The 25814-nt window shown below is 60.1% G+C and carries 19 protein-coding genes and 1 tRNA gene; 11 read left to right on the top strand and 9 right to left on the bottom strand.

Annotated elements, in window-relative coordinates:
* Positions 1-20: 20 nt before the first annotated feature.
* Both K8U03_03920 and K8U03_03915 read left to right on the top strand, forming a co-directional pair.
* Positions 21-1085 carry a sugar kinase gene (locus tag K8U03_03920; protein ID MCE9604031.1) on the top strand — a complete coding sequence of 355 codons (1065 nt, stop codon included), beginning with the start codon at positions 21-23 and terminating at the stop codon, positions 1083-1085.
* A 3-nt stretch (positions 1086-1088) separates the two neighbouring features.
* On the top strand, positions 1089-1631 hold the full coding sequence (locus K8U03_03915) for a metallophosphoesterase (protein MCE9604030.1): 543 nt from the start codon (positions 1089-1091) through the stop codon (positions 1629-1631).
* Positions 1632-1667: 36 nt separating this feature from the next.
* Here the strand turns inward: K8U03_03915 and K8U03_03910 are convergent, their stop codons facing one another.
* Positions 1668-2603, bottom strand: coding sequence for an ABC transporter ATP-binding protein (locus K8U03_03910; GenBank protein MCE9604029.1), 936 nt, complete (start codon positions 2601-2603; stop codon positions 1668-1670).
* A 513-nt stretch (positions 2604-3116) separates the two neighbouring features.
* Positions 3117-3187 (bottom strand) — tRNA-Gln (locus K8U03_03905).
* 314 nt (positions 3188-3501) lie between these two features.
* Between K8U03_03905 and K8U03_03900 the strand changes: the two genes are divergently transcribed.
* A complete protein-coding gene (locus tag K8U03_03900; protein ID MCE9604028.1) occupies positions 3502-5190 on the top strand; it encodes a SpoIIE family protein phosphatase in 1689 nt (562 codons plus the stop codon).
* Between the two features lie 43 nt (positions 5191-5233).
* Here the strand turns inward: K8U03_03900 and K8U03_03895 are convergent, their stop codons facing one another.
* Positions 5234-6727 (bottom strand): hypothetical protein, encoded by a 1494-nt coding sequence (locus K8U03_03895; GenBank protein MCE9604027.1) that lies wholly within the window; start codon positions 6725-6727, stop codon positions 5234-5236.
* Between the two features lie 151 nt (positions 6728-6878).
* Positions 6879-7328 (bottom strand): DUF2892 domain-containing protein, encoded by a 450-nt coding sequence (locus K8U03_03890; protein ID MCE9604026.1) that lies wholly within the window; start codon positions 7326-7328, stop codon positions 6879-6881.
* A gap of 333 nt (positions 7329-7661) precedes the next feature.
* Here K8U03_03890 and K8U03_03885 point away from each other — a divergent pair, with 333 nt between their 5' ends.
* The 3 genes from K8U03_03885 (at position 7662) to K8U03_03875 (ending at position 11260) form a co-directional block, all read left to right on the top strand.
* The gene (locus tag K8U03_03885; protein ID MCE9604025.1) at positions 7662-8564 is read left to right on the top strand and encodes a phosphoribosylaminoimidazolesuccinocarboxamide synthase; all 903 of its coding nucleotides are present in this window, start codon (positions 7662-7664) and stop codon (positions 8562-8564) included.
* 152 nt (positions 8565-8716) lie between these two features.
* Positions 8717-9856: a chorismate synthase gene (gene aroC / locus K8U03_03880; protein ID MCE9604024.1), complete on the top strand. Its 1140-nt coding sequence runs from the start codon at positions 8717-8719 to the stop codon at positions 9854-9856.
* Positions 9857-9940: 84 nt separating this feature from the next.
* Positions 9941-11260, top strand: a complete 1320-nt coding sequence (locus K8U03_03875; protein MCE9604023.1) for a hypothetical protein — start codon at positions 9941-9943, stop codon at positions 11258-11260.
* A 36-nt stretch (positions 11261-11296) separates the two neighbouring features.
* Here K8U03_03875 and ccsA read toward each other — a convergent pair whose 3' ends face one another.
* The 5 genes from ccsA to K8U03_03850 all read right to left on the bottom strand — a co-directional run bounded on the left by ccsA (position 11297) and on the right by K8U03_03850 (position 19411).
* Positions 11297-13732: a cytochrome c biogenesis protein CcsA gene (gene ccsA / locus K8U03_03870; protein ID MCE9604022.1), complete on the bottom strand. Its 2436-nt coding sequence runs from the start codon at positions 13730-13732 to the stop codon at positions 11297-11299.
* Positions 13733-15292: 1560 nt separating this feature from the next.
* A complete protein-coding gene (locus tag K8U03_03865) occupies positions 15293-16474 on the bottom strand; it encodes a hypothetical protein (GenBank protein ID MCE9604021.1) in 1182 nt (393 codons plus the stop codon).
* 345 nt (positions 16475-16819) lie between these two features.
* Positions 16820-17698, bottom strand: a complete 879-nt coding sequence (locus K8U03_03860) for a hypothetical protein (GenBank protein ID MCE9604020.1) — start codon at positions 17696-17698, stop codon at positions 16820-16822.
* Between the two features lie 121 nt (positions 17699-17819).
* Complete coding sequence (locus K8U03_03855; GenBank protein MCE9604019.1) at positions 17820-18980, bottom strand: helix-turn-helix domain-containing protein; 1161 nt, start codon at positions 18978-18980, stop codon at positions 17820-17822.
* Between the two features lie 83 nt (positions 18981-19063).
* On the bottom strand, positions 19064-19411 hold the full coding sequence (locus tag K8U03_03850) for a hypothetical protein (protein MCE9604018.1): 348 nt from the start codon (positions 19409-19411) through the stop codon (positions 19064-19066).
* Between the two features lie 400 nt (positions 19412-19811).
* Between K8U03_03850 and K8U03_03845 the strand changes: the two genes are divergently transcribed.
* From K8U03_03845 to K8U03_03825, 5 genes are all read left to right on the top strand, one after another.
* On the top strand, positions 19812-20489 hold the full coding sequence (locus tag K8U03_03845; protein ID MCE9604017.1) for a 7-cyano-7-deazaguanine synthase: 678 nt from the start codon (positions 19812-19814) through the stop codon (positions 20487-20489).
* Between the two features lie 116 nt (positions 20490-20605).
* A complete protein-coding gene (locus K8U03_03840; GenBank protein ID MCE9604016.1) occupies positions 20606-21013 on the top strand; it encodes a 6-carboxytetrahydropterin synthase in 408 nt (135 codons plus the stop codon).
* A 303-nt stretch (positions 21014-21316) separates the two neighbouring features.
* Positions 21317-21640 (top strand): hypothetical protein, encoded by a 324-nt coding sequence (locus K8U03_03835; protein MCE9604015.1) that lies wholly within the window; start codon positions 21317-21319, stop codon positions 21638-21640.
* A 529-nt stretch (positions 21641-22169) separates the two neighbouring features.
* Positions 22170-23483 carry a MotA/TolQ/ExbB proton channel family protein gene (locus tag K8U03_03830; GenBank protein ID MCE9604014.1) on the top strand — a complete coding sequence of 438 codons (1314 nt, stop codon included), beginning with the start codon at positions 22170-22172 and terminating at the stop codon, positions 23481-23483.
* On the top strand, positions 23480-25762 hold the full coding sequence (locus K8U03_03825; protein ID MCE9604013.1) for a hypothetical protein: 2283 nt from the start codon (positions 23480-23482) through the stop codon (positions 25760-25762). Before K8U03_03830 ends, K8U03_03825 begins: the two co-directional genes overlap by 4 nt.
* Positions 25763-25814: the final 52 nt, after the last annotated feature.

Below are 25814 nucleotides of genomic sequence, written 5' to 3'. Positions count from 1 at the left end.
TCCTCGGCTTCGGCGAAATCATGATGCGTGTCGCTCCTTCCGGCCATCGCCGGTTGGCGCAAGTTCTTCCCGGTTCGGTCGATGTTACGTTCGCGGGCGCGGAAGCGAATGTTTGCGTGTCGCTCGCGCTGCTCGGGGCGAAGGCGCGCTATCTCACGATGCTGCCGCAAAACATGCTGGCCGACGCCGTGACGACGAACCTGCGCGGCTTAGGGGTGGACGTCGGCACGCTTCGCCGGCGCAGCGAAGGGCGGCTCGGCATCTACTACGTCGAAGCCGGCGCCAACCAGCGCGGCTCGAGCGTGACTTACGATCGCGACTTCAGCGCTATCTCGCTGGCCGCGCCGGAGGAATACGATTTCGCCGCGGCACTCGAAGGGGTCCGTTGGGTGCATGCGACCGGCATCACGCCGTCGCTCAGCGAACGAGCCTATCAAGCGACGCTGGCTCTCGTGCGGATGGCGAAAGAGCGCGGGGCGACCGTGTCTTGCGATTTGAACTTCCGCAAGAAGCTTTGGCGTTGGCGACCCGGCACGGCGCCGAATCTGCTGGCGCGCGAGTGCATGAGCGAGATGTTGAAGTCGGTCGATCTTCTGATCGCCAACGAAGAAGATGCGGCCGATGTGCTTGATATCCATGCCGAGGGAACGAACGTCGAGCAAGGAAAATTGAATATCGCCGGCTATGAACAAGTGGCGCGCGAGATCGTGCGGCGGTTTCCCAATATCGGCCGGGTGGCGGTAACCTTGCGCGAAAGCCTTTCGGCCGATCACAACAATTGGGGCGGCATGCTCTACGAGGCGGGCGAAAAGCGAGCCTATTACGCTCCGCTCGACGCCGGCGGCAATTACAAGCCTTATGAAATTCGCGACATCGTCGACCGTGTCGGCGGCGGCGACTCGTTCGGGGCCGGGCTGCTCTTCGCTTTGAATACTCCCGAGTATTCCGCTCCCGGCAGAGCCTTGCACTTCGCCGTCGCGGCAAGCTGCTTGAAGCATTCGATCCTCGGCGACTTCAATTTCACCTCGCGCGACGAGATCGAGGCGCTGGTCGGCGGTTCCGGTGCCGGGCGCGTGCGCCGGTAGCGTATGCGCATCGGTATCTTCGCCGACATCCACGATCATCTCGATAATGCCCGCGCGGCGGTGGCCGAGTTTAATGCGCGCCGGTGCGAACTGGTCGTCTTCGCCGGCGATTTCGTTTCGACGTTCGTCGTGCCGGTGTTGCGCGATCTGAACTGCAAGCTGATCGGCTGCTTCGGGGACAATGAAGGAAACAAGGTTGGGCTGTTGGGCGGATTGCGCATCGTCGGCTCGGTCGGCGACCCGCCCCTCGGGTTTCGCGCCTCAGATGGAACTCGCATCCTCGTAACCCATCAATTCGAGCTTCTGCGCGGCGACATCGAAGGGGCCGACGTGATCGTCTACGGTCATACGCACAAGCCGAGCGTAGAACGAGATGCCGGCGGGCGGCTCTTCGTGAACCCAGGAGAAACGAGCGGCTGGACTTATCGTAAGCCGTCGATCGCGATCTTGGAAACGAGTCCTTTGGCCGCGGACATCGTTTGGCTGCCGCCCCTTGCTCCGCTACCGCCGCGGGCGATCAATCGCTCGAAGCGCAGCCGCGATTAGCAAAGCTAAAATCCGAGCCAAGTAAAACGGTGACGACTACGGATGATGCATGAGCATCATCGTGCTCGCTTTATCCAGCATGTGCGGAGCCGCCAGATTTTCGCTCGCTGCGGGCTCCGTTGCCGCCGTCTCCGCATGGAAGACCGCATGCGGAGGGGCGGGGCGAATCTCGGCCGGGCACAGAGGTCGCAGGATTTTTTCTTCGCGCTGCGTGAGGAGATGGGTCTCGATCGTATCGCACAAAGCATGGAACCGCGCGGTCTGCGCTAGCTTGCGGTCGCGGGAGCGCGGCGGTAGGTCGATGGTAAATTCACTGCTGACGGTCGAGCGCGGTCCGGGCGTGAGCGCGATGACGCGATCTGCGAGCAACACCGCCTCTTCGACGTCGTCCGTCATCCACAGGCAAGTCTTGCGCTCGATCGCGGCGATCCGACCGATCAACGCTTGCATTTCGTGTCGTGAAGAACTGACCAGCCCCCCGAGCGGCTCGTCGAAAAGCATGACGTCGGGATTCATCGCGAGCGTGCGGGCAAGCGATACGCGTTGCCGCATTCCGTCGGAAAGCTCGCGCGGCTTCTTGTGCATATTCGACGACAGGCCGACCATCTCGACGTACTTCTCGGCATGGCGACGTCGTTGCATCAGCGTCGACGAAGGGAGCACCGTCTCGACCGCCACGGCGATGTTGTCGATGATGCTGAGCCAAGGGAGCAAAGTTTGCGAGTGGGCCAAGATGCCGCGATCGGGCCCGGGACCGACGACCGGCTTGCCGCTGAGCGTGATCGAGCCGAAGTCCGGCATGATGAGCCCGGCGACGAGCGAGACGAGCGTCGTCTTGCCGCTTCCGGGCGCGCCGACGAAGGCGACGAATTCGCCGGCCTTGACCGAAAAGTTCACCTGATCGAGCGCTTCCACCTTGCCCGGCCCGCAACCGAATGATTTTCTGAGATTCTTGATTTCCAGGTAAGCCATGACCGACTCCGTGATCCGTAACTCAACCGCTGGGAATGGAAATTGTTTTGCAGTGGGGCGCGAGCGAGACTGTCAGTGAAAAAACGAAGAATTCACGCGGGCGTGGTCGCGCGAACGAGCGAAAGAGGTGCGGCGGTTGATAAGCAACAATGGTGCCGCTAAGAAAAAAGATTTCGACTCGCAGGTCGCCGCAAGTCGCGAATCGCTCGACAGACGGCAATTACGCGTGAGCCGCCAATTCGCTACGCCGAAACGGCGCGCCGACATGTGCGTCAGGCTTATGCACGCCTTGCACACGGGCTAGGCGAACACGATTCTCACGGAGAACTAAGCTTCGGTCGGAAATTGTGTGTTAACCCGGACGACCGCTCCGGCCAGCGACGGTTGCGGATCGAGGCAAGTCTCGCAGCTCGCCGAGCACGATGACGCACTCATTCATTAAAGCGCAATTGGTTGCGGCCCATCGATGGCGCATAAAAAAGCCCCGCTTCCACAAGGAAACGAGGCTTCTAGCTCCGGGACAGGGACTCGAACCCCGACTAACTGGTTCAGAGCCAGTCGTGCTACCATTACACCATCCCGGAAAGGTGCCGAAATCGTCGACGAGGTCCGTCGCGACCGGCCACGAGAGGCGTCGAAGAGATGCGAACGAATCGACGCAACCTCCGTAAGGTAGAACGGTTAGCTTTAAGCGTCAAGTGCTGCGACGGGCGATTGACTCCGACTGCGCGCGACCCCTAAAATCGGTCGTCTTCGATGCAAACCTGTTCGGCGATGGCTTTCCGGCATCCCGTAAGCGTGCGCAGCCTGTCGAAGATCGGTTCGTGCGGCGTGATTTCGATCGCGCTTCGGAAGCCGCGAATAGCGAAACACTTCGAGCATTCTTTCCGTTGCATCTATGGCCGTACTGCAAGTTCTCAAGGGAATGACCGCCGGTCAAATCTTTCAATTGAGCGGCGAGAGAATGATTCTCGGCCGTCATCCGGAATGCGACATCGTCTTGGATGTCGGCGCCGTGAGCCGGCAACATGCCGTCGTGGTGCGTCAGAACAACGAGTTCTTCGTCGAAGATTTGAAGAGCCGCAACGGGACGTTCGTGAACGGCGAGGTCGTCAGCGGTCGTCAGCGGTTGCAAGAGAACGACCGCGTGAAGGTTTGCGACATCATCTTCGCCTTTCATCAAGGGACTCCGGTCGGCGGCAAAGAACTCGCGCCGCCGATCATCCCGCTCGACGATAGCTCGCGTGCGACGTTCGTCGACGACACCAGCGAAAAGACCGCCGGAACGATCATGTCGTCGTTCGACGTACAGTCGAACAAGTCGGGCTTTCAGATCTCGGTCAATCCCGAGTTGAAGCTGCAAGCTCTGCTCGAGATCACGCGCAACCTCGCGACTTCGATCGATCTGAACATCGTGCTCGGCAAAGTGATCGACAGTCTGTTTAAGATTTTTATTCAAGCCGACCGCGGCTTCGTCGTGCTGCGCGACCCGGCGACGGGGACCTTGGTTCCGCGCGCCGTGAAGTATCGACGGGGCGACGATGCGGAATCGATTCGGATCAGTCGCACGATCGTGAATCAGGTGATGACGTCGTGCGAAGCGATTCTTTCGGCCGATGCGGCCGGCGATACCCGCTTCGACGGCAGCCAGAGCATCGCCGATTTTCGGATTCGCTCGATGATGTGTGCGCCGCTGATCGATACCTCGGGTAAGGCGCTCGGGGTTATCCAGATCGACACGCTCGACCAGCGAAGCCGATTCCAGTCGGGCGATCTCGACGTCTTGGCGGGGGTCGCCTATCAAGCCGCGTTTGCGATCGAGAACGCGCAGCTCCATACCGACGCCTTACGGCAACAAGCTTTCGAGCGCGATCTTGATCTCGCTCACAAGGTGCAGCAAGGCTTCTTGCCTGCCACGCCGCCGCAGATTTCGTCGTATGAGTTTTTCGATTTCTATGAAGCGGCCAATCAGATCGGCGGCGACTACTTCGATTATGTTCCGCTCCAAGGGGGGCGCATCGCGGTCGTAATCGGCGACGTGGCGGGGAAAGGGATGCCCGCGGCATTGCTCATGGCGAAGCTCTCGGCCGACGTGCGCTATTCGTTGGCGAGCAGCACCTCGCCGGCCGATGCCGTGAATCGACTCAACGCCGGATTCGCACGGAGCGATTGGCAAGATCGATTCGTGACTTTCGTTTCCGTTACGCTTGATCCCGTCCGACACGAAGTCACGGTTGTCAATGCCGGGCACATGTCTCCGTATTTGCGACACGCCGACGGCCGAGTCGAAATGATCGGCGAGAACGAGAAAGGCTTGCCGCTCGGCGTCGTTCCGGATGCCGAGTTCGAAGCGGCGACGGTTCCTCTCTTGCCGGGAGACGTGCTCACGCTTTACACCGACGGCATCAATGAAGCGATGAACTCCGACAATCTGCTTTACGGCTTCGAGCGCTTGGAAGTGCAACTCAACAAGGCAGGCCGTGGTTCCGCCGTGCTCGGCAAGGCGATTCTCGAAGATGTGAATCTCTTCGTCGGCAAGCGTGCGCAGAGCGACGATCGTTGCCTTATCTGCTTCGGCCGCGTTTAAGCATTCGTCGGCATGAAGACGGTGAGCGCGCGTCAGCGCTCGATTAAATCAAATGCTGTTTGCGAAGATAAGCCAGCGCCGTGAGTGCGGGCTTCGGCATCCCTTCGAAGTCGAACAGTCCGCCGTGCGGAAGGTCGTGCGGTTCGTCGTCGCGCAATTGTTGCCAAGCGATCCCTTGCACGGACGGCTTCGCCAGAAGTATCGGCACGCACTTGCGTACCCAATCCGCTTGCGCTGCCGGTGACCAGCCCCCCGCGTAGGCACCCGCGATCGGCGACGATCTTCCTTCCGCGAGCGGATCGGGGCTTTCGCCGCTCGGCACCGTGAGAAACACATACAACGGCATGCCGAGCATGGACCAAGCATCGATGAGCTTGCCGAGCTCTAGGGGGTCGCGAAGATACGAACCGTCAGGATGGTAGCCGACCTCGAGTTCCAGCCCCAACGCGGCAATGGGGAGGCCCGAGCGGACGAGATGATCGGCGATATGAATCGGCGGATAGGCCAACGGAAGTTTCCGAAGATACTCCCCCCACGGTTGATCGAAGCTGACGATCAACGGCGTGTCGGCATCGAAGCGGCGGACCGTATCGATGGCCCGAGCGATGATCCGTAGTTTGTCTTCGTCTTTGAGGCCGAGCGATTGCGCTCGATAAGAAAACGTCGCGCAATTCCAGAACGACACGCGTCCTCGAAACTGCTGCACGGTCTTCGCAACGTACTCGGCGGAGAATGCGGTGATGGCATCCACATCGCCTTGCCAAGCGGTAAGCCAATCCGGAAAGCCGCGCTCATCGAGACGCAACAGGGGGCCGGCGGCGATGTTCATTCCTTGGCTGCGGCACCATTGGATCTGCTGGTTGTAGGAATCCCAAAGATATTCATCTTCAGCCGGCGAGGTGTTTCGCCAAATCAACGGGACGACGGCCGTGTTGCAAAGCGAAGCGGTCGGCAACGAGACCGGCGATTCGGCGACGCCCCGCCCGAGCGAAGTTCCGAAAGCGATCGGCAGCTTCGCCATCGTTTGGTGGCGAAAGACCAGCGCCTGCTCGGAGTAGAGATCGGCGACGATCAGTGCAGCCTCGAAAGCCTCGACGAGCGCCTCTTGGGCATACTTCGCCGCCGTATCGGGTTCGTGTTGCCGAACCGCTGCTTCCGTGAAAAGCCGTACGGCGCTCGAGAGTTTTTCCTTGAGCGCCGGCGTTTGAGCGAGACCGGCCAGTTGCCATTCCGCAAACTGATTGCGAACCTGATTGATCTTTCCCCGAGCTAATTCCAACGGGAGTAGATACGGACGCTCCCGTTGCATCAGCGTTGCGGAGCCGATGAGAATTTCCCCGAAGCCGTCGACGCGCCAAGGAATGTTCAGCTTTACCGAATCGAACCCTTCGCGTTCGACCGTAAGCTCTCCCTCACTAAGTCGCGTGCGGCAATAGTTCGGAATCGGCTCGAAGCCGGTAAGGTACGCTTGCTGCGCCGAGCGATCCGAAATACGGCTCATGTCGGGAACGATGAAGCGTAGTTGTCCGACCGGCATAGGGGACCAGCTAAGGCGATATTAGCGACCATTCGAGGGTGCGAAATAGACGCGCGAGTCTACCTCAGACATGCCGGCCGTACAAGCATCTCCCCACCCACTCGAAGTTCATCGCCGAGCAGATTTCCTCTTCGATTTCCGTGCGATCGGCCTAGCGTTCCGCAGCGACTAAGGCCCGATCCGGAGATTGATTCTCAGGAATGTCTTGGAAGTCGCCTCGCAGTGCTTTTAGAGCATAGCGTTCATAGTCGATTTCGTTCGCCGTACGGAAACCTAGGCGACGAAGAACCGGCATCGGCGGGCACCAGCCATCGACGGCATGTTGCAGCAAGAAACCAGCGATCACGGCCGGCATGATGAACCAGGCACGATGTTTCAGTGCCCCGAGCGACAAACCGACGAGCGATGCCGTCGCGGCGTTCGCTTCGAGAAATCGTTCGATATCCCACTCGCGATCCAGTTCCGCAAGCCGGAAGGAAATCGCAGCGTCGCCGGCCGCCATATAATGGGCGATGCTCATCTGGGTTTGTTCTCGAATCCGCGCGTTGACGCAGGCATTCGTATGTTTCGGAACACGTTCGCGAGTAGAAGCAATCATGATTCGTTCTCCTAAAGGAGGAGGGGCGAGGGTAGACGGTCGCAACTTGCCCGTTGTCTAAGTCTGAAGTGAATGAGTAAGCACGCGGCGTGCCGACCCTGCACGTGGGCTGAAATGTCCGTTGGGAATGGCTGCCCGAAGCTGGAAAACGAGTGAACATCGATCAGCGGGCACGATTCTTGATCGGCCGATGCACGCGTCCGCAGCGTTGCGGAACCATGCGACCGTGTTTGGCTTGGACGTCGTCTGCTATACTTTCTCACTACGTTGGATTGCCGCGATTTCCGACCCGTGCCCCACTTCCCTGATCCGCCGGCCGATTTCTTGAGCGCATCGATGACATCTTCCGTGACCTCTTCCGTGGTTTTAGAGTCGCACATTCCTTCGATCCCCGTTCGTCGCGGCAAGGTCCGCGATGTTTATGATCTGGGGGAACGATTGCTGCTCGTCGCCAGCGACCGAATCAGTGCGTTCGATTGGGTCTTGCCGACCGGCATTCCCGACAAAGGACGCGTGCTGACTCAGATCAGTGCCTTCTGGTTCGAGCTGCTCTCGGGTCCGAATCATGTTCTTTCGCTGGACGTCGATGCAGCCCCATTGCCTAAGGGTGTCGATCGTGAGGTGCTCCGCGGGCGCACGATGCTCGTGCGCAAAACCGATGTGGTGCCGATCGAATGCGTCGTGCGCGGCTATCTCTCGGGTTCCGGTTGGAAAGAGTATGGCCGAAGCGGGACCGTGTGCGGAATCAAACTTCCTGCCGGATTGCGCGAGAGCGATCGCTTGCCGGAGCCGATCTTCACTCCGGCGACGAAGGCCGAGAGCGGGCACGATGAAAATATTTCCTTCGACGAGATGTGCCGTGCAGTAGGAACTGAAACTGCCGAAGAACTCCGGACGCGAAGTCTCGACGTTTATCGCCGCGGTGCCGAGTATGCGTTGACGCGGGGGATCATCATCGCCGACACGAAATTCGAGTGGGGCCGGACTTCGGAGGGGATCATTTTGATCGACGAAGTCATGACGCCCGACAGCTCACGATTTTGGCCCGTCGATCGCTATGAGCCGGGACGAGCACCCCCCTCGTTCGATAAGCAGTTCGTGCGTGACTGGCTGGAGACGTCGGGCTGGGACAAAAACAGTCCGCCGCCGCCGCTGCCCGAGGAGGTCGTCGTGCGGACCCGCGCTAAGTATATCGAAGCCTACGAACAGCTTACGGGCCGGGCATTCGCTTGGAAGTAAGCGGCTGATTCTCGGCTTCAGCGCATCGCCGCACGTTGCCGGCGGGCCTTGCCGGCAGCGAATCCGACCTACCGTCGTTTCGGCGGTCGAAGTAGAATAGAAAGTCTATCAACTTCGATCTTTATGCCGTTCGTGAGTCTGTTGGTCGCCATATGTTGCGTTATTGGACCGCCGGAGAAAGCCACGGAAAAGCGCTCGTCGCCCTCGTCGACGGGTTTCCGGCCGGCGTCGATCTGCGCACCGAAGAAATCGATTCCGAATTGCTACGACGCCAAGGGGGCTACGGCCGGGGCGGCAGGCAGCGTATCGAGACCGATAAGGTCGATATTCTCAGCGGCATTTGGCAAGGAAAGTCGATCGGCAGTCCGATCGCGCTCCAGGTCGTCAACAAAGATTACAAGCTCGAACGACTCGGCGACTTAGAACGCCCCCGGCCCGGCCACGGCGACCTCACCGGTGCGGTTAAGTTTTTGGGATCGATTCGAGGCGTGCTTGAACGCGCCAGCGCGCGTGAGACCACCGTGCGCGTCGCGGCCGGCGCGCTCGCGAAGCAGCTGTTGCGCGAGTTCGGCATTACGGTTTTCGGCTATACGCTCGAACTCGGCGGTGTTCGCCTGGAACCGCAGCCCGGCACGCTCGAAGAACAACGTGCGATGCGCGATAAGAGCGAGATCTATTCGCTCAACATCGCGCAAGACGAAGAGATCAAAAGCCTGATCGATACGGTCGGCAAAGAAGGAGACACGCTCGGCGGCGTGCTGGAAGTGCGCGTCGAAGGCTTGCCGTTCGGTTTAGGAACGCACGCTCAATGGGACCGCAAGCTCGACGGCCGAATCGCGCAAGCGGTCATGGCCGTGCAGGCGATCAAAGGAGTCGAGATCGGGCTCGGCTTCGAGGCCGCGCGCCGTCGCGGCTCGCAAGTACACGACGCCATTCATTACGATGCCGCGAAGCGCGAAACGCCGACGCTCGGCTACGAACGCCCGACGAACAACGCCGGTGGTTTGGAAGCGGGCATGACCAACGGACAGCCGCTGGTCGTACGGGCGGCGAAGAAGCCGATCAGCACGCTCCGTAAAGCGCTCGACTCCGTGAATCTTGCCACGAAAGAAACCGAAGCGGCGAACTACGAGCGGAGCGATGTGTGCGCGGTGCCGGCGGCGGGCGTGATCGTCGAGAACGTCGTGGCGTTCGAGGTGGCCGCGGCTCTCTGCGAGAAATTCGGCAACGATAGTTTGATGGAAATGCAGGCACGCTACCGATTGTTTTCGGAGATGGCTCGCGAACGATAGCAGTTCATCGAATACGCCGGTAGAGATCGCATCAGGATGGTGCGGTCGGTGTCGGGGCCGCAAGGAAGCGGAGGTTTTCTTTTCATGCACGAATCGCAACGCCGCTCGCTCTTGCGAGTTCTCTTCGTGCTGTTCTGCGTCTTGCCGACCGCGGCGACGTTGCTCTACGGCTATGCAGGCCGAAGTAAGTCGACCCGCGAAGCCTGGCAGGTCCGGCTTGGAGCTGCCTCCGGGATGCGCGTCGAACTCGACGGTATCGGTTATCCTCGGCCCGGAAGTGCGCTGTTGGAAGGGCTTCGGTGCTACGATCCCGAGACCGGCGCGTTGGTGCTTCATTGTCGATCGGTCGAGACTATATCCGATAGCGAAGGGTTGAGCCTGCGGGCTGCCGGTGCGGAGATCTTCGCCGATCGTGGCGCGAGGCTTTTCGCCGCCTTAGAGCGGCACTTGCGGCGTGAGATTCCCGACATCGAAACTCGAATCGGGATCAAAGCCGATGAGCTGACATGGCACGTCGGTAAGGAATCGCAAACCTTGGTCGACTTCGAGGGGCTTCTCGGCCCGGAAGAAAACGTGCAGCAGTTGTTGGTCAGTTTTCGATTGCCTGGTTCCGACGAAGCGCATCCGGCCGCGTTGCGTGTGACGCGCGATACGACGAGCTCGCCGCCGGAAACCGTCGTCGAGCTCAGCAGCGGCGCGGTGCTGCTTCCGTGCGCGATGATCGTGCCGTTGGTCGATATGGCCGATTCGCTCGGCAAGCAAGCTCGCTGGAACGGACGACTGAAAGTCCGACGAACGGCGCGCGGCTGGGAAGGAATGACGAGCAGCGATGCAACCGAAGTCGATTTTCGGCAGCTGGTCGGCAGGCATGCCGTCGAACAACTTTGGGGCACCGGCGAGATCCGCTTTCATTGGGCGGAGTTCGCCGCGGGGCGCATCGCGCGGCTGCGGGGAACGATCGTCGCAGGGCCCGGGCAGATCAGCCGCGATCTTTTGCGCGCCGGAATCGTGCATCTCGGCTTGGGCGACGTGAAGACGATGGTCGCCGAAGGCCCGCCGCTGTTGTTCGATCGGTTGGAGTTCGATTTCTCGATCGACTCCGAGGGGCTGACGATCAAATCCCGTTCGGCCGAACAGCACGACGCTTTGCTATGGCGCGACGACATCGTCTACTGGCAAGTTCCGCAAAGCGGGCCGCAGCCGGTCGCGAACCTGTTGCGAGCCCTCGCGCCGGAGCGCGAGGCGCTCGTGCCGCTGGCAGCGCCGACGAACGCTTTGTTGGGTCTTTTGCCGCTGCCGAATTCCGGCTTGCGCAAGCCGACCGAAACGGCCGAAAAGCCGACGCTCGGGCAGCCGCGTTTGCGTCTCCGGCAGCCCGCCGCCGACGATGTTCAACTACGCTGACGAGAGCGAACTCAGGCCGAGATGCTCCGGACGAAGCTACTCGGCTCCGCGCAGCTTGCTGCCGCTCCACCAAGCGTCTTTCGGCAGCATTCCCAGGCACGCTACGCAAAGCGACGAGATCACGAATCCGGTCATGACGTCCATCAGTTGTTGATTGAAGCCGTAGTTGTGGAGGCCGACTCCCAATTGATTGACGCCGAAATAAGACCAACTGGTCGTGATGTTGCCGAAGACCGCCAAGACCGCTAGACCCCGGTCTTTGACGAGCCCATCCCAACGAGCATGCAGCACCAACGCGTTCCAGAGCACGATGATGAGCGCTCCGTTTTCTTTGGGATCCCAACCCCAGAAACGTCCCCAAGAGTCGTCGGCCCAAAGACCGCCGAGCACGGTGCCGACGAAGCTGAAGAAGATCGCGAAGCAGAGGGTGCAGTAGGTCATGCGCGCGAGTTCCTTCCCCTCGCCTTGCGTCAGCGAGGGAGTCGCGACGCCTCGAATGACGTACACCATTCCCAATAGGCCGGCGATGTAGGTCGTCGCGTAGCCGAGCGTGATGCAAGTTACGTGGGTCGCGAGCCAGAACGTGGTGTCGAGCACCGCTTCCAGCGACTCGATCGTATCTCCTTGACGCGAGAGAAGCCACGCGATCAAGAGAGATCCCAAACCGGCAAGCGACGACACGACGTTGCCGAAGCCGTTCTTGTAAACGGCTTCGAGAATCAAACCGAGCAACACCGCGGCCCATCCGATGAAGACGGCCGAAGAGTAAAGATTGGTAACCGGCGGCCGCTCGGTGACGTAGATCCGCAAGATCAACGCGGCGGTATGCACGACGAACGTCGCGGCGACGATCCAAAACGAGATTCGGTTCAGCGGCTTGCGATAGCCGAGCCAAGCCGCGGCGGCGAAGCAGAACGCGATGAGATACATCGCCGTGTTCCAGAAAAACGGCTCGCTCCGCAGCAGGAAGGCCTCCCAGTCGCGGCGTTTCAGATCGTATTCATTCGGTGGATTTTGTTGGATCAGTTCTCGATAGGCGGCGACGTCGGCGTTGAATGCCGGGGCATCACCTTTCCGATAGGCATCGAGAATATCCAGGAACTTTTCCCCCGCCGGGCCGAGTTGCTTCTGAGGATCGTTGCGCAGCGCAAAGAGCTTCGCCAGCTTGCCCGTCGCCGTTTGCATGCTCCGAATTTGTCGTCGCTTCGATTCGATCTCGGCGAGTTCGGCGGTGTTGCCCCGAGCTTGTCGGGTCTGAAGATCGAGATCGTTCAAAAGGAGTTTCCAGCGATCCGGCATGGCGCCGAGTTGCCGTTCCACGGCGGCGATATCGGTTGCGTGATCCGAAGTGTTGAAGTAACGAAGCAGCGAGGCATCTACGACCGTGATCCACGAGCCGTCTTTCAACGGAACGGCCATCGGCGGCTGCTTGGCCGTCTGTTCCAATTCCGCCGACTTCTTCGTGACCTGCAAGAGCTCCAACAGCAGCGACGACCAAGCGATGCTTGGGTCTTCTCCCGCCGGATCTTTCTTGTTTTGAATTCGACTTCCGGCGTCGTCGAACGCGGCCTCGATCGCCTTATACAACATCATCCGCTGGTACAACTTCACGACTTCGCGCTCGGAGGCATCGAGCTTCTTGTTGGCGTCCGCTTTTTCCCGCGCCTGCCCGGCCTGAACCAACAGTTCAGGAAGCTCTTCGCCGGTCGGAGAACTCGCGGCTGGGCGTGTTTTCTCCAAGATTTGTTTCCACGAATAGCTCATGTTCGGCACCGGCGTAAGCCCTAGCGCCTTCACGAGGTCTTCATTGTCGATACGGAAAACTTGGTAGTCTTCGGTTTCCCTTTTTCCTACGGCGACGTCGAGCAACCAGCGGACTGCCGAGTTCGATTTCGCCTTGCGATCCGCGTAGTCGAACTTAAACGATTGCTTATTCAGCAGGTCGACCAGAGAGTTGCGCGCTAAGGCATCGAGCGGCTTTACTCGCGATTCGTAGCCGACCGGCAAGCGACCGAAGGCCGCGAGGTCCATCCCTCGGTCGTCCGGCTTCGGTGGCCGGATCAGGTTGGCTTCGAACAACGAGACCAGCAGCAACACGGCGATGGCGATGCCGTAGCGGCTGCGGAACGAGGACTTCTCTTCGTGGGCCATCGGCGGCGGCGCGGAAAAAGCGGCTTTGCCTTTCTGCTTGCGGGTCGCCGGTTCTTCTCGTTCCGATTTCGGCGCCGCGATCTTCGAGCGAGCATCAGCGGGAGCCTTGAGTTCGTCGCCCGGCTTTTGTTGTCGCGAGAGAAAGCGGAGCAGCACGATGCCGAACTGCGCCAACATGCCGACGGCGACGATCATGCACGAAACATACGGCAACATCCAGCCGGAGTTTTCCACGACCGACAACGTCGTCAGTTTACGACCCGCTTCGCTATAGCCGCTCTGGTAGAACGTCTCGCCGGCGAACCGCATCGGGCTGTTCATGCGGATCAACTCGCCCCGATCGATGTCCCGTTCTTTGTCGATGACATGCACGAGCGATGAATAACTCTTCGTCTTTTCACCGCCGAGATAGCGGTCTTGCTTGACTTCTTTGGCCTCGATGACGTACGGCTTATAGGTGCGCTGGTGGCGAAGCTCGATGAGGTAGTTCTTGCCGTCGACCTCGACGGTTTGCGGCGGGAGGACGCCGAGTTGCCAATCGACGAGCCAAAACTCGATGCCCACTAAGTAGGTGCCGAGAGATTTATGGTCGGCCGATTTGGAGATGAACTCCACGAAGATCGCCGGAAGGTTGGTCTCTTTTCCGGCATCCGTCCCGGTCACGATCGGGCGCTCGTCGATCGTCATCTCGGTGCCGAGCCCGGCCGTGGCGAGCGTCTTCTCGAACGGCCCCTTCGTGCGAAACTTCGAGTTCTTGAAGTATTCGACGATCCGAATCTCGAACGGCAATTCCTTGAGGCGCTCGCTCGTCACGGTTCCCTTTTGCTCGAGCAAACGTTGCGGAACGACGGTGACTTTGTCGTCCGTCGGGCCCTCTTCGATCAGAGCGAGCTCAACCGTGCGGATGTCTTGCACCCAATTGCTGCGTGTTCCTTCGAAGATGGGCATTTGCCCTTCTTTGTGCCACATGCCGACGACGAACTCGTGGAGGAACATCAAGCCGATGCCGCCGTGAAGCAGCACGATGCCCGCACGCTTCTTGAAAACCATCCAACAACCCGCGAGCAGAATCAACCCGGCACCGGTGGCCTTGATGAGTTGCCAAAGAATCCGCATCGCATCGGGATAGATCAGCATCTCACCCTGAACGAGCGCATAGGCGAGCACGCCGCCGCAAACGACGGCTGTCGTCGCTGCAGCCCAGCGTTCGACCGTTCGATGTCGTTGCAGAAGAAAGAAGGCGGCTCCTGCGGCGAACGTGGTCGCCGTGAGCGCGAGCAGCATCAGCTTCCAAAGCGTTTCCCACTCGATGACGGCTCCTTCGAGAATGCCGTCGTCGCTGGATCCGCTTTCGATCGCGAGCCAAGTCGCAAAGCAGCCGAGCGCGATCACGCCGAGGCCGGCGAACAAGCGGGTTCCCTTGGCTTGAATCGAGAAGCGCACGGTGTGCGCCGCCAACAAGTTGACGAACATCAGCATGCCGATGAACCAGCCCCGAGGAAACCAGAGGCCTAAGTTGGTTTGCGGCGGGTTATCTCCCCAGAACATATCGATGCAGAAGATGTCGAGCGGAATGCGCACGAACAATTCGCGGGGATTGATCCAAGGGAACGCGTCGGTGAAGAGATAGCGCGGATCGACCCGAAACCAATGATGAATCACCTGCCAAACGTCTTCTTTGGTCTGCGCGAGCGTTCCGGTGAACACCAGAAAGATCGAGAGCGCAAACAGCACGATCGTGAACTTAATCGAGGCGAGCGGCATGAGCACCGCGCGGACCGTCGACCACGGGCCGGTCGACGCTCGAGTGCGCACGCGCTCGGCCGTGTCGGTCGCAGGTTGCTTGTAAGAAAGATCCAGGGCCATCGCACGCACTCCGCGTTATCGATCGAATCGGATGGAAGCGACAAACTTCATGAACCGCTCTCGTTCGCGTTGTGCGAGCGGCGCGTCTCCCATGAGCTTGATGAAATAAGAACTCGTCGGCGACTTCTTAGCGATCACGCCGAAAATAGCCCGTTGCGGGCCGTTGCCGGCCGGAGCGATCAACTCGACGACGTCGGCATCGAGACCGGAGACCTTCATCTTCGTCGTCGCGGTCTTGAGTTGTTCTTCGTCGAGCGGCGGCAATTGGAGTTGGTCGACACGCCAACGATTCACGTTCGAGAGTAGGTCGCCCTGCGCTTCGCTCACCGTGATGCGAAGCTTCTCGGCACCCTCGACGACGCTGAAGGCCGCGATATTGAAGTTGCTCGGCGGCGACGGGGTCCAGCCCGTCGGGAGTTCGTACTTCACCGGGCCCTCGGCACCGGCGGCCGCCGGGCCTCCGGCTGGCTTGGGCATGTTCGCGGCGGGATCGACCGGCGGGTGTCCGGCGGGAAGCGTGCCGTTGCCTGGATCGATAGGGCCGGCGACTTTGCCTCCGCCGGCAAACGGCGGCATCCCGGAGGAAGCGGAGAGTATGCCGGTGAGTTCGACCCATAGGGCAGGACCGGCCGCGGTCGTCAGAGGAATGGCCGCTTTGCGTGCTTCTTCCGCACCGAGGGGCGGAAGCTTGAGTTGGCCGCGCCAGCGATTCACGTTGTCGGCCAAATCTTGCTCGCCCGGAAATTCCGAAACGACGAGCTTGATGGTGGGGAGAGCGGCGTCGACCACGAACGTCGCGTACGACATCGCGTTGCCCGGCTGTTCCGACCATTCTTTCGGAGCCGACCAAACAGGCTTGTTCCCCTCGAACTTCACCGCCGCGACGAACGCCTTCACTTGTTCGACGTGACGCTTCACCGCTTCATCGGGGCCGAGCATCTTGAAGAACCACATCTGACCATCGTGCGGCAGAAGCACACCGATCAGTCGGCCCGGCTCTGCAGGGGTCGGGGCGGTCGACTCATGCTTCGTTCCCTGAGGGAATACGAGTTGGCGTCGTTCCTGTTCGAACTCGCGCGTAACGGTATAGGTCTCGACATCGTCTGCTTTGTTACATCCGACGAAGCAGGATGCGCAGAGAAGCCCGACGGCCAGCGGCCTGGAATAGCGATGGTACGGTACGACGAGAAAATTCACACGCGGCTCCTAAGCCGGTCGATGGGGCGGCGACCTAAATACGGCGATCGTTCGGTGGGCAAGCGGAAGGCGGGAGGGATTCTCGCTACGAAAAGCCGTCGGTGTTTCAAGCGAAAAGGGGGTCGGCGACGGCGTCGTAAGAGATGGCGTTAGCGGACCATGAAACTTCGGTTTCTCCGAACGATTTCGATCGGGAAAACGACATCAGCCGCTAGGCTTTCGTGCCCGTCATTATAGAGCGCCGTACTCGGGTTCGTACAGCGGCTAACGGCCGGAAGATGCCGAAGCGTGGCGGCCGTCGAAGGGGTGGGCCGGCGATGGCCGGGATGCGCGCAAGCGGTTCGGCTAGCGGCGATCGACGCCGAGAGATTCGTCCCAGCCGACGATCGGCGTCTTTTTACCCATGACGAATATTTCGACCCGTTGCGAAGAACCCTTGCCGGACACTGCGGAACCGGACGAGTCGACGGTGCTGCGCAATCCGCTCACGCCGATCTGATCCGGACGGAGCCCCACCTTGCGAAGGAAATCTGCCACGGCCAAAGCTCGCTCGGCGCTTAAGCGATGACCATCGACTGCGGCGGAACTGCCGGCAGGCACGGAAGCGGTTTGAGGGGCGGCGCTGCTCGAACGGCCGACGATCATGATCCGCAAATCGCGGGCTTCGGGCTGCGTGCAAAGCTGTGCGAACTCGGTGAGCAGCTTTTCCGATTCACCGGCGATTCGCGACGCAGGTCCGTCGAACATGAGATCGGCGTCGAGCTTGTAGGCGCCGGTCGGGGCGTCGAAGCGTAGGAGTGGGAAACGCTTGGCGAGACGCTCGACGTCGTCGTCGCGGACCGGAACGATGCCCGTCAGTTTCGCGCCGCGCACCAGACCGTCGACTTGTTCCTGCACCTTTTCGCGTTCGACCTGAAAGTTCGTTACGCGTTTGCGATCGGAGTCGGAGCGAACTTGTGAGGCCGCAAGCTCTTTCTCGGTTTGAAGAAGTTGATCTTCCAGCTTCCGATTGTGGGTCTTGAGATTGGAGATTTCAGCGAGTTGCGCCTTCGATTGTTCGTTAAGAATGCGAGCTTGCGTTTCGCAGGCGTTGTACTGCGTCTTAGGAACGTACGCGCAGCCGCAAACGCAAAGCGCAGAGATGATCGCCGTCGGAAGCAAGCGCCGCGGGCCGAATGCGACGCGCTCGTAGATCGGTTTCGAAAGTAACGGCAAGTTCTTCATCGTTCGATTCCTTTCGAACTACGAGCCCGATCGTCCTTGATCGGAGCCCCTTCAACCGGCGCCGTTTTCACGCCGCAGGTTCATCCTTGTTCTCACCGCGCCATTCTCATCGTGCCGTAGATCAGCGTCGTCCTAAAATCATGTCCATCAGCGTGCTGTCGACGGGGAGCGGCTTATCGAAACTCCACATGTTGCGAATGATGTCGTACATCATGATGCCGGTGAGCGTCATGACGATCGAGCAAAGGCCTAGCGTCGCCACGGAGCCGATGCCGAAGCGCGTGTCGGGCACCGAGCCGAAGCTTGGCCCGGCCATAGCTGCATTTCCGGCGCGAGAGAATCCTCCTCCGCCGAATCCTTCGCCTTCGAGAACGGCGCTCAAGCCGGGAACTTCACCCGCGAGCAACGTGGCGGTTGCGTCGTCGCCGAAGTCGCCGTCGAGCGCGATGACTTGCGAACCGCTATCGGTCGTGTCGTCGGTTTGTTCGGAAAGCGGGGTCAACAGGAAGTCGTCGTCCCCTTTTAGCTCGGTGTCGCCGCCGATGCGGGAGATGCCGCTCGCACCCGACAGGTCGAGATCGTCGAGCAGCATGCCGCTGTCTTTAGGGTCGAGCAGGTTGATGCCGCTGCCGCCGAGATTACGAGTCACATCGCTACCGGGATCGCCGAACACGCTTTCGGTATCACGGAGCGTGAGCTTGATGGAGGAGTCGAGCGGCTTGTCGACTAATTCGGCGGTCAACATCGTGCGACCGGCGGCCGGCCCAACGTCCGAGGAACCGGAAAGGACGTTCGAGCTATTCGGGTCGGCCAAGCGTACATCGCTCGCGAGAAGATCTAAGCCGCTGCCCGATCCGAACACGCTGGCGTCGTCCGCTTCGGGAGCCTTCGGCTTCGGTGCGGGCTTCATAGCCATGGGAACGATCGGTCCGGAATCGTTAAGATTCAGGCCGGAGTCGACGATGTCGAGATCGCTGTTCGGTTTCTTCGACGAACCGATCACGGTGCTCGAACCGGGACCGGAGTCGCCGAGCTCGAACTCGCTCAAAACGATCTGGCTGCCTGGGCCGTCCAGGTCGAGATCGACCGGAAGATCGATGCCCGAGGCCGCTGTGCCGGCGGCACGCTCTTCAATTAAGCGTTCGACGTCTTCTTGCTTAAACTTCCAGGCACCGCCGTCGCGGACGCCGTAAAGTTGCTGCTGCTGCCGCATATCGCTGACGTCGGCCGAGGAGACCCCGAGCAATTGCGCCGCTTCTTCTTGCGTAATGAGCTTGGCCATAGACGAAAATAAACTCCGTAGCCTGCAATCCTTCGCACGGCACCGCTGTTGGGCTCCGAGCGCGGATCAACCGCCTCTCGGAGCTATCTGTGTTGTTCGACCAAGGAGCGAATCTCTCTTGGTAGAGGACTCGTTCCGTTGAATTCCGCTAACTGCAAATCCCACTGGAAAGCGCGAACGCTCTTCAATGATACCTCGCCCGTCGTGCCATCGATTAAATAGACGGCGAGCACACGCGTCTTCGGATCGATGACCGTTACGAGTTGACGATTCTCCGCCACGGTCGCCATCGACGTGACGAGATCCGATGCCGATCCCGGATGCCAGCCCGCGCTGTTTTCAGCACGAACCGGCGTCCCAACCGGCATAACCCCTACGACCACTACCGTAAGAACGGTGCCAAGCAACGCCCCAATTACCGCAGCTTTCATATTGTAACCTAAAAGCTGTGACGATAAGGGGAATTGGAGCCCTTACGCTTGTTCATTCTAAAAGCCCTCTTACCCAATTCAAGATAATTCGACCGTTTAAGTGTTTTCGGCAGACGGTTTTAGCGTCTAACGGGTACAGCCCCTACAGGCTACCCGTGCGACCTCGAAAACCGCTGTTAACCGTCGACTATCCAGAGGGGCGGCTACTCTAGTTTTGGCCCCCTTTTCCGGCAAGGCCAGCTTGCGAGCCAAGTTAAGAGGCCGATGTCGCTTGGAAGTGTGAGAACGAGAGAGCTACTACTCATCTTCGGTTCGGCATCTACAATCGAGTAAACCCGAAGGATCGGCTGCTTGCTCCGCCCCCTCTCCGGTTCCACTTACGCTTGCTCCGGGTGTCTGCATGATTTCTCGCTCTCGATCGCCGGTTGTTGGGCTGCTCGTAAGCGGCGGTCTTGATAGCGCTATCTTGCTCGGCGACCTGTTGGAGAAGGGGCGTGAGGTACAGCCGTTCTACATCCGGGCCGGGCTCTTTTGGGAACGGCACGAGCTTGCCGCTCTCACGCGGCTGCTGGCACATTTCGCCGGCGAAAAGCTGCGGCCGCTCGTCGTGCTGGAGATGCCTCTAACGGACGTCTATCACGACCATTGGAGCGTGACGGGGCGTGGGGTGCCCGACGGCTCGACCTCGGACGACGCCGTGTATCTACCTGGTCGCAACGCCTTGCTGCTCATCAAGGCCGCGCTCTGGTGCAGCCTCAACGGTGTCGACGAGCTCGCGATGGCACCGCTGGGGTCGAATCCGTTCAGCGATGCGACGCCGGAATTCTTCGAGGGATTTCAAGCGGTATTAAACGTCGCAACCGCAGGAAATTTGCTGCTTTCGCGCCCTTTCGCTCCGCTGCATAAAAGCGAAGTCATGCAACTCGGCCGGTCGTTTCCGTTGGATCTGACCTTCTCTTGCATCGCGCCGGTCGGTGAATTCCATTGCGGCGGCTGTAATAAGTGTGCCGAACGACGCCAAGCTTTCGCTTCGGTCGGGATCGACGATCCGACGACTTACGCCGCGACCGCTCGTTAGCGGAAGCACGGCCGCTTTCGATTCGGTCGGCATGCATTCTCGCAACGCCGCGATCGTCGCGTGGTTTTGCTACAATTCGGGTTCATCGTCTCGCCCACTCTCGGAGTTCCGGTCGTATGTTTCGCGTTACTCGCCAAATCGATTTCTGCTACGGCCACCGGTTGATGAACTACGACGGCAAGTGCAAGTATCTGCACGGCCACAACGGCCGAGCCATCATCGCGATCGAAGCCGAATCGCTCGACAACCGGGGGATGGTGCTCGATTTCTCCGACATCAAGAAGGTCGTGAGCAACTGGATCGATGTGAATCTCGATCATCGGATGTTGCTGCATCGCGACGATCCCGCGGTCGAAACGCTGCGCGCGATCGGTGAGCCGATCTATCTGCTCGACAGTAACCCGACGGCCGAAAACATCGCGAAGCTCATTTTCGACTTCACGAAGAGCCAAGGCTTCCCGATCGTGGAGTCGATTCTGTGGGAAACGCCGAATTGCTTCGCCACGTATGCGCCTTCGAAGTGACGACAACTGACGCGATCTCGCGACTGTGATTCATGCGGATCTCATCGCCGCGTTTGATCGATCGATAATCTCTAATCGATCGTAAGCTCAATCTGCAAAATCGGTTGTGGCTTCATGCCGGCCCGTGCCGCTCTCTTTCGGCACGCACTCTGCATTTGCTCTTTCGGGCCAACGCTAAGCCCTTTTCAGGTCCGTAAGATACGGCCGAACAAGAAAAAACAGCACGCGTGTGTTAGGGAGTTGGACTCGCACGCTGGCCGGCCGCGGCGCCGAAGTCGTCGCGAAAAGCTTAGGAGAGATGCAATGTCCCGTTTATTGAAAATGTTGGTAGTGCCTGCGGTGTTGATCGGAGCTTGTTTAGTTGCGGCTCCGCAATCCGCGAACGCTCAAGGATTCGGAATCAGTTTGTATAGCGGAAGCCCCGGCTACTACGGTTCGCCGTATGGCGGCTACGGTGGTTACGGTGGTGGTTATGGAGGCGGCGGCTATGGTGGTGGCTACGGCAGCTATTACCGTAGCAGCAGTTTCTACGGTAGCCCGTACGGATTCGGCGGCGGCGGCGTTCCCTACGGTAGCTACTACCGCGGCGGCGGCTACGGTCACCACCACCATCACCATTGCCGCTAGGCGGTAATTAAGATCGATCACCGGCGTCGAGCAGTGTTAAGCTGCTAGGCGGCACCAAGAAATGCGAAGCAGCCGGCGCAAAGAACGCCGGCTGCTTTCGTTGATGGAGCGCAAAAAAAACAGTCCGGGGCCTCGCGGCGCACCGGACTGCTTTTCCCCTCCCAGGGCATTCTCAAACGTTGTGCATGCGTGCCACGCTCGCACCTCGATGATGAATCGGTTGCGCAGGTTCACTGACAAGCTCTATCGGCTTAGTAACGTACGGAACTTTCGCAGTGGTTGAACGATCACGTGCTCTTTTCCGTATGCGGCGAGGTTGCCGAACGCTGGGCTTGCCGGCACGACATCAAGCTCGACCCAAATCCTCAATTTGTCGTAAGCCGCAAACTTCGCTTCATAAACGCTGCGGGTCGTGCCGATTCTAACGACGTCGCCGCGAAGCTTCGTTTGCGCGGTCGTTTTGCGCGTTTAAGTCCGCATCTTGCCGGCAGCGATGACTGCCGGCGGAAGTGTGTCAGGAGGAATTGCCGTGAGCCGAATCAATCGTTTTGCCCTCGCCGTCGTTCGTTCGTCGATCCTGTGGGGCTCGCTCGCCTCGCTCGGGTTTTTCACGCTCATCCATACGGGCGTGCTAAGCGATGTTTTCTTCAGTCGCTACTTCGCCGGTCACTGGGTCGAATACTGCGAAACGATCATGTTCTTCATCGGGCTCGCGCAGCTCATCTTGCGAGCCGGCGATATCGCAGAGCAGCGTGCGAACATCGGCAAGGTCAAGTTCGAGGAAACGGTTCCGGTCGGCGATTGCGAAGTCGAAGCACGCACTTTGCTGACGCAACTCGAGGCCCTTCCCGCCTCGACGCGCGAATCGTATCTCCCTCGACGCTTACGCGAAACGCTCGATGCGATCTGTCGCAAAAGCTCGGCCGACGATCTGCAAGACGATCTTCGATTTTATTCCGACGTCGATGCCGGCCGCGCGCATTCGTCGTATGCGATGGTTCGCATCATCATCTGGGCCATTCCGATTCTCGGCTTCCTCGGCACGGTCATCGGGATCACGATCGCGATCGCCGGCCTCGACCCGAAGCTGCTGGAAAACTCGCTTCCCATCGTCACGTCGGGCCTCGGTGTCGCATTCGATACGACGGCCCTCGCGCTGGCGCTTTCGATGGTGCTGATGTTCGGGCAGTTCTTTATCGACAAACAAGAAGCTCGCTTATTGTCCGACGTCGATAACCGCGCCAACGATATGCTCACGCCCCGCTTCCCACCGGCCGGCAGCGAGCAAGATCCGCAGCTCAACGGCGTTCGCCGCATGGCCGAGGCGGTCATCAGTTCCGTCGAGCGCACGGTCGAACGTCAGGCCGAAATTTGGAACCACACGATCAGCGTATCTAACGAGCGTTGGGAATCGGTCACTTCCGCCGGGCGCGAGCAATTGGAAGAAGCCTTCGGCAAGGCGCTTGCCCGGAGCATGGAAACGCATCGCAAGCACATGACGGCGATCGAAGACGGCTCTGCCGAGCAGAACCGAAAGCATTGGCTTCAGGTGCAGCATGCCCTCGAGGCGTGCGCTGCGAGCAACGCCTCGCAACAATTGGAGCTTCGTCGCCAAGCCGATTCGCTGTTGCAAATCGTGAACGGTGCCGGACAGGTTCGTCAATTGGAAGATGCTCTCTCGCGCAACCTGACGACCCTCTCTGCGTCGCAGCACTTGCAAGAGACGCTCATGAACCTGACGGGCGCGGTCAATCTTTTGAATGCCCGGCTCGAACGGATCAGCACGCCTGCCGGTTCGTATTCTCTGCCCGTAAACTCCTCGAGCGTGAGTAAGGCTGCATGAGACGCCCTCCGAGCGCCAACACCGGAGTCTCGCTCTTCCCCTTTCTCGCCGTATTGCTGTGCACGATGGGCGCGCTCGTCCTCTTGCTGATGCTTATTGCGAGTCAGTCGAAGGCTCAAGCCGAAGCGGCCATGGCCGAAGCGGCGAAGCCGAAGGTCGACCTCGAAGCGATTCGTCGCCGCGAGGAAGACCTGCAGTGGAAGATCGATCAATTGACGAAGTCGCGCGAGAAAACGCTCGCCGACGTCGCCGGCGACCGCGCGCAACTCAGCCATCTGGAAGAGCACGCTTCGCGCTTGAAGAAGCAACTCGCCGATCTCGAGGCCGCGGAAGACCTGTTGAAAACGCAGGCCTCGGGCGATGCCGCCGGCCGTGGTAGCGTCGCGGCCGATCTGGCAGAACTGCGCCGCAAGATCGCCGAAGCCGAACGGAAGCTGGCCGCCGAGAAAGCGGTCGGCCGGAAGCCGCAAGCGTTTGCCGTGGTTCCCTACGACGGTGAAAACGGTACCCGCCGCCGTCCCATTTATATCGAGTGTCGCGGCGATGCCATCGTGTTGCAGCCGGAAGGAATCAAATTCTCGGAAGCCGATTTCGGCGGTTCGCTCGGCCCCTCGAATCCTCTCGCCGTCGCGGTCCGCTTGGTAAGCGAGTATCTCACGCGCGGCGAAAGCTATCGCGAAGGAGAGCAGCCTTATCCTTTGCTGCTGGTTCGGCCGAGCGGCATCGGATCGTACTACGCGGCCCGCGCCGGCATGAGCAGTTGGGAAGGGGAGTTCGGCTACGAATTGATCGATGAGAATTGGCCGCTTGAATTTCCCCCATCCGATCCGCTCTTGTCGCAAATGCTGACCAAAGCGGTCGAAGAAGCTCGGCTACGTCAGGTTATGCTCGCTCGCGCGGCGCCGAGCCTACGTGGCAAAAATCCTAAGGCCACGTTTCGGGTCTCCCCTTCCGGCGGCGGTGTCGTTCAAGTCGATGGTGGCGACGGCGGCGAACGCTACGGGACTCGAGGCGGCGGACGCTATTCGGCCGATCGTGGTCCGCGGGCAGGTGGCGGTGGCGGCAACGGTTTAAGCGGCGGATACTCCGCCAATCAACCCGGTGGCGCACCCTTCGCTTCGATTAACGGAAACGATGGCCGTGGCACCGGCGTCGGAGGAAACAGCAGTTCCGGTACTCCTAGCGTTCCTCCGGGAATCGGCCAAGGTCTCGACGGCACGGGTCCCGGAAACTCGGCGGGCGGTCTCGTTGCGGCATCGCCGACCCTCACCGGCGGCGCATCGGACAATCGTTATGGAAACGGCGGAATCGGAAACGGAGTTCCTGCGACGGAAGTATTACCCACCGGTGCGACGAATTCAGGCGGCCCGAATCTCGGCGGCCCCGGGCTCGGTTCTCCAGGTGGTAACAGTCAGCCAGGTAATGGTCAGCCCGGCAGCGCGGGAGCATCGCAATACGTCGGCGGCCCTCAAGGAACCGGCGACGGCATGACCTCCGGAGCGCCCTCGAATCAGTTTGGCGCAACAGGGAATACTTCGGCTGCCGCCGCTCCGTCGAACGGTTACTCCAGTACGCGCTCGACCGGCGACTCGCAATCGGGCAACGGAGCCGGCGGCTCTCCCGATGGATCGGTCGCCGGCGGTGGCGACTCCGGACCAAGCGGCGCTGCCGGAGCATCGGGCTCGGGATCGAATGCGTCGAGCGGTGTTGCCGGAACCAGCGCGGGCCAACCAGGCGATGGAGCTTCGTCGAACGCCGGGGGAGGAAGCCCTGGAACACCGGGGCAAGCAGGCGGTAGCGGAAGCGGTGCGATGGGAGATCCTTCAGCGCCTCAGAACGTATCGGTGAACATGTCGCCGCCGCAACAGCAGACCGGGCCCGGCGAGTATGTGGAAAGCATGGCTCGCAAACGAGGCAAAGATTGGGGTCTGCCGGAAGAAGCACGCCGCTCGACTCCACTCACGCGCCCGATCCAGATTTATTGCTCGGGTAATCAACTGACGCTCTTCTCCGACAAGGGGATTCCCGACAAGCAAATCTTGATGGAAGGTCCGACTGAGGACTCCATCGATACGCTCGTCTCCACGGTTTGGGATCAAGTGACGACCTGGGGCATCGCCGGACGCGGGATGTATTGGAAGCCGAAGCTGGTCGTTCACGTCGCCCCCGACGGTGCGGCGCGCTTCAACGAATTAAAGCAATTGCTCGACGGCAGCGGATTGGAAGTCTCGGGGAAGCAAATCTCCGTGGCGCAACCGGTTTCCACGGGACGTCGGTAGTCGGACGTTTAGTCGAGAACTCGGCTTCGATCCGTAGCAGGTATCAAGAGGG

The organism is Planctomycetia bacterium (genome assembly GCA_021413845.1).
In the GTDB taxonomy this organism is placed as follows: Bacteria; Planctomycetota; Planctomycetia; order Pirellulales; family PNKZ01; genus PNKZ01.
This window is presented reverse-complemented; position numbering and strand designations above follow the sequence as displayed.

Coding starts and splice junctions, on each gene's coding strand:
- ccsA (MCE9604022.1), bottom strand. CDS start 13,732: ATGAACAGCCCGATGCGGTTCGCCGGCGAGACGTTCTACCAGAGCGGC.
- aroC (MCE9604024.1), top strand. CDS start 8,717: ATGTTGCGTTATTGGACCGCCGGAGAAAGCCACGGAAAAGCGCTCGTC.
- K8U03_03855 (MCE9604019.1), bottom strand. CDS start 18,980: ATGGCCAAGCTCATTACGCAAGAAGAAGCGGCGCAATTGCTCGGGGTC.
- K8U03_03840 (MCE9604016.1), top strand. CDS start 20,606: ATGTTTCGCGTTACTCGCCAAATCGATTTCTGCTACGGCCACCGGTTG.
- K8U03_03825 (MCE9604013.1), top strand. CDS start 23,480: ATGAGACGCCCTCCGAGCGCCAACACCGGAGTCTCGCTCTTCCCCTTT.
- K8U03_03910 (MCE9604029.1), bottom strand. CDS start 2,603: ATGGCTTACCTGGAAATCAAGAATCTCAGAAAATCATTCGGTTGCGGG.
- K8U03_03875 (MCE9604023.1), top strand. CDS start 9,941: ATGCACGAATCGCAACGCCGCTCGCTCTTGCGAGTTCTCTTCGTGCTG.
- K8U03_03900 (MCE9604028.1), top strand. CDS start 3,502: ATGGCCGTACTGCAAGTTCTCAAGGGAATGACCGCCGGTCAAATCTTT.
- K8U03_03915 (MCE9604030.1), top strand. CDS start 1,089: ATGCGCATCGGTATCTTCGCCGACATCCACGATCATCTCGATAATGCC.
- K8U03_03860 (MCE9604020.1), bottom strand. CDS start 17,698: ATGAAGAACTTGCCGTTACTTTCGAAACCGATCTACGAGCGCGTCGCA.
- K8U03_03885 (MCE9604025.1), top strand. CDS start 7,662: ATGACATCTTCCGTGACCTCTTCCGTGGTTTTAGAGTCGCACATTCCT.
- K8U03_03895 (MCE9604027.1), bottom strand. CDS start 6,727: ATGCCGGTCGGACAACTACGCTTCATCGTTCCCGACATGAGCCGTATT.
- K8U03_03850 (MCE9604018.1), bottom strand. CDS start 19,411: ATGAAAGCTGCGGTAATTGGGGCGTTGCTTGGCACCGTTCTTACGGTA.
- K8U03_03845 (MCE9604017.1), top strand. CDS start 19,812: ATGATTTCTCGCTCTCGATCGCCGGTTGTTGGGCTGCTCGTAAGCGGC.
- K8U03_03835 (MCE9604015.1), top strand. CDS start 21,317: ATGTCCCGTTTATTGAAAATGTTGGTAGTGCCTGCGGTGTTGATCGGA.
- K8U03_03920 (MCE9604031.1), top strand. CDS start 21: ATGATGCGTGTCGCTCCTTCCGGCCATCGCCGGTTGGCGCAAGTTCTT.